The sequence below is a fragment of the Kitasatospora sp. NPDC059571 genome (genome assembly GCF_042735675.1).
Lineage (GTDB): Bacteria > Actinomycetota > Actinomycetes > Streptomycetales > Streptomycetaceae > Kitasatospora.
On record NZ_JBHWBW010000676.1, the window covers coordinates 1 to 3,031 of the forward strand.

General features: G+C 77.2%; 3 protein-coding genes. 2 read left to right on the plus strand and 1 reads right to left on the minus strand.

The window, feature by feature from the left end; genetic code table 11:
* Positions 1–223 precede the first annotated feature (223 nt).
* Positions 224–1,051 (minus strand): BTAD domain-containing putative transcriptional regulator, encoded by an 828-nt coding sequence (locus tag ACFV0G_RS37665; RefSeq protein WP_380557823.1) that lies wholly within the window; start codon positions 1,049–1,051, stop codon positions 224–226.
* Between the two features lie 237 nt (positions 1,052–1,288).
* On the opposite strand from ACFV0G_RS37665, the gene ACFV0G_RS37670 reads away from it, so the two are divergent.
* Complete coding sequence (locus ACFV0G_RS37670) at positions 1,289–2,137, plus strand: HAD family hydrolase (RefSeq protein WP_380557826.1); 849 nt, start codon at positions 1,289–1,291, stop codon at positions 2,135–2,137.
* Between the two features lie 161 nt (positions 2,138–2,298).
* The coding region (locus ACFV0G_RS37675) for an aquaporin (protein ID WP_380557829.1) at positions 2,299–3,031 on the plus strand (733 nt) is incomplete at its 3' end.

Genomic DNA, 3,031 nt, shown 5'->3' on the forward strand with positions numbered 1-3,031 from the left:
AGGGATCGCGGCCGGGTCCGGCGGTGCCGCCGGACCCGGCCCGGGCCGTCCGATTCCCTGTCGAAATCCGGCAGCTCGGTGGGGGAATTCGCCGACGGCACGGACCCCCCGCGAAAAGCCTTCGCGCTTCTGGAACGCATTGCTCAAGAATGCCCTCATCGTGGGCGAATCAAAGCGACGGTCCGCCGGCGACGCCGACGGCCGAATGCTTCCGGCGCGGAGGTCAGGCCACCGGGGAAGGGACCGGACCGGCGGCGTGCTTCGGTTCCCGGCCGGGCAGCCGGCCGCCCTGCAGGATCGCCCGGTGCAGCGCCAGCGTCCGGCCGTCCGGGTCGATGCCGAAGTCCTGCCGCAGCGTGTGCTGCAGACGGTGGAAGGCGCGCAGCGCGGCCCCCGGCGAGCCCAGCCGGTACTCCGCAGCCATCACGGCGCGGACGGCCTGCTCGTCGTACGGGTCGACGGCGATCGCCGCGGCGGCGAGGTCGGCCGAGCGGCGATGCCCGCCCACCTCGGCCGCGGCCGGCCAGGCGGCCCGGCGGGCGCGGCGCAGCAGCAGCTCCGCGGCGCGGTCGAGGTCCTCCGCCCAGGGCTGGGTCGGGTAGTCCTCGACGGCGCGGCCGGCGGTCAGCAGGTCGAGCGCCTGCCGTGCGGCGGCGTCCGCCTCCGGGGCCCGCTGCCCGGCCAGGTGCTGCTCGGCCGCCGTCACCAGGCGGGCCGCCTCGTCGAGGTCGACCTGCCAGTGCGTGGTGTCGAGGCGGTAGCCGGGTCCGATCCGCTCCAGGCACGCGCCGACCGACTGCCGGAGCCGGCTGACCAGCGACGCCACCGTCCGGCGGGCCGTCTGGGGCGGGCTGTCGGGCCAGAGCGTGTCGACGATGGTCGGGTAGTCGACCACGCGGTTGCGGTGGGCCGCCAGCAGGGCGAAGAGCAGCGCGGCGCGGCCGCCCGGCAGGTCGAGCGGTGCGTCGGGGGCGCGCTCGGTGAGGGTGAGCGGCCCGAGCAGGGTGAGGCGGCGGGGCGCGGCGGCGGCACAGGCGGTGCGGTACGGCATGGTTCGGCTCTCCGGGTCGTGGACGGCAGGCGCACCGCCACTCGACCCCAGGGTCTCCCCCGTGCGGGGGCCCCGCCAGGGCCGCCAGGGACGGCCCTCCCTCGGTTCGGGCCATCGCGGACAGGACCGGAATAGCCCCCGGTAGGAAGGGCTTGATGCCCGACACGTGCCCTCGGCCGCCGGGCACCGCGACGGCCCCGACGGCACCCGCAAGTCCCTCGAACCCGGGAGGATCCCGTGCTCCACCCCGTACCCCGCCTGGTCGCCACCGACCTCGACGGAACCCTGCTCCGCAGCGACGGCACGCTGTCCGAACGCACCGTGCGCGCCGTGGCGCTGGCCGAGGCGGCCGGTGTCCGGGTGGTGTTCGTGACCGGCCGCCCGCCGCGCTGGATGGCCGCCGTGAGCGAGCATCCGGCCGGACACGCGATCGCGCTGTGCGCGAACGGCGCCGCGGTCTACGACCTCGCCTCGCGCCGTCTGCTGTCCGCCGAACTGCTCGGCGCAGGGCCCGCCCTGGAGATCGCCGAGCGGCTGCGGCGGCAGGTCCCGGAGGTATCGTTCGCAGTGGAGTGCGCGCGGGGCTTCGGCCACGAACCCGGCTACCCGGCGCCCTCGTACGGCGAGGACGGCGGCACCCGGGTGGCGCCGCTTCCGGAGCTGCTGGGCGGCGCCGGGGACGGCGGTGTGCTGAAGCTCCTGGCCTGGCTGCCCGGTGTGCCGTCGCAGGGCCTCGGTGCCCGGATCCAGCAGTTGGCCGGCGGGCGCGGCGAGGTGACGACATCGACCTCGGCACCGCTCGCCGAGATCTCCGCGCCCGGCGTGAGCAAGGCCGGTGCGCTCGCCCGCTTCGCCGCGGGCCTCGGGATCGCCCGGCACGAGGTCGCCGCCTTCGGCGACATGCCCAACGACCTGCCGATGCTCCGCTGGGCAGGTCGGTCGTTCGCGGTGGCCAATGCGCATCCGGCGGTGCTGGCCGCCGCGGACGAGACGGTGGCGGCCAACGACGAGGACGGAGTGGCGCAGCGGCTGGAGCTGTTCGCAGCCCAAGCCGCCGGCGCCCGCCCACTGCCGGTGCGGTCCTGACGGCCCGCCCGGGGGCGCCGTGCAACACCCGTGCAACTGCGGGCCGGACCCTTGAGGGGTGAGCGGTCCGGCCCGCCCCGCCGACCCCGACCGGGGCGGTGGGGCGGGCCGCCGTACGTCGGCCGGTGCACCGAACGCGCCGGCCCGGTCAGGAGGATCGGATGGACACCCAGGTACCCCGGGACGGGGCACCGCGCCGGGCGGCGACCTCGGGCAGCGGCCACGGCCGTGGCTACGGGCCGCTGTGGCTGAGCGAGTTCGCCGCGACGGCGGTGCTGCTGTTCGCCATGGTCACGCTGTTCCGCTGGCTGTTCGCGGCGGACAGCCCGCTCGCCCGGGCGGTGCCCTCGGCCGACGGGCGGCTGCTGGTGGACGCCGTGGTCAGCGGCGCCGCGGTGGCGCTGCTCATCCGCTCGCCGTTCGGCCGGCGCTCCGGCGCGCACATGAACCCGGCGGTCTCGGTGGCCTTCGCGCTGCTCGGCGCGCTGCCCGGACGAGCCGCCGCGGGGTACGTCGCGGCCCAGGTTGCGGGTTCGCTGACCGGGGTGGCGATCGGCCGCCTGGTCTGGGGCCCGGCGTCCGGCGCCGATCCGGCCGCGTTCGCCGCCATCCGGCCGGCGGCCGGCGTGCCGCTCGCCCTGGTGGCGGCCTCGGAGGCGGCCGCCGCCGTGGTGCTGCTGGCCGCCGTGACGTTCGTGGCGGCCCGGCCGCGTTGGAGCCGGCTGCTGCCGGCGGTCGCGGGCGTGGCCGTGGCGGGCCTGATCGAGGCGGTCGGCCGGTGGACGGGCGGCAGCTTCAACCCGGCCCGGCAGTTCGGCCCGGAGCTCCTCGCGGGCGACGGCCGCCTGCTTCCGGTGTTCCTGCTCGCACCGCTCGCCGGGGCCGGGAGTTTCG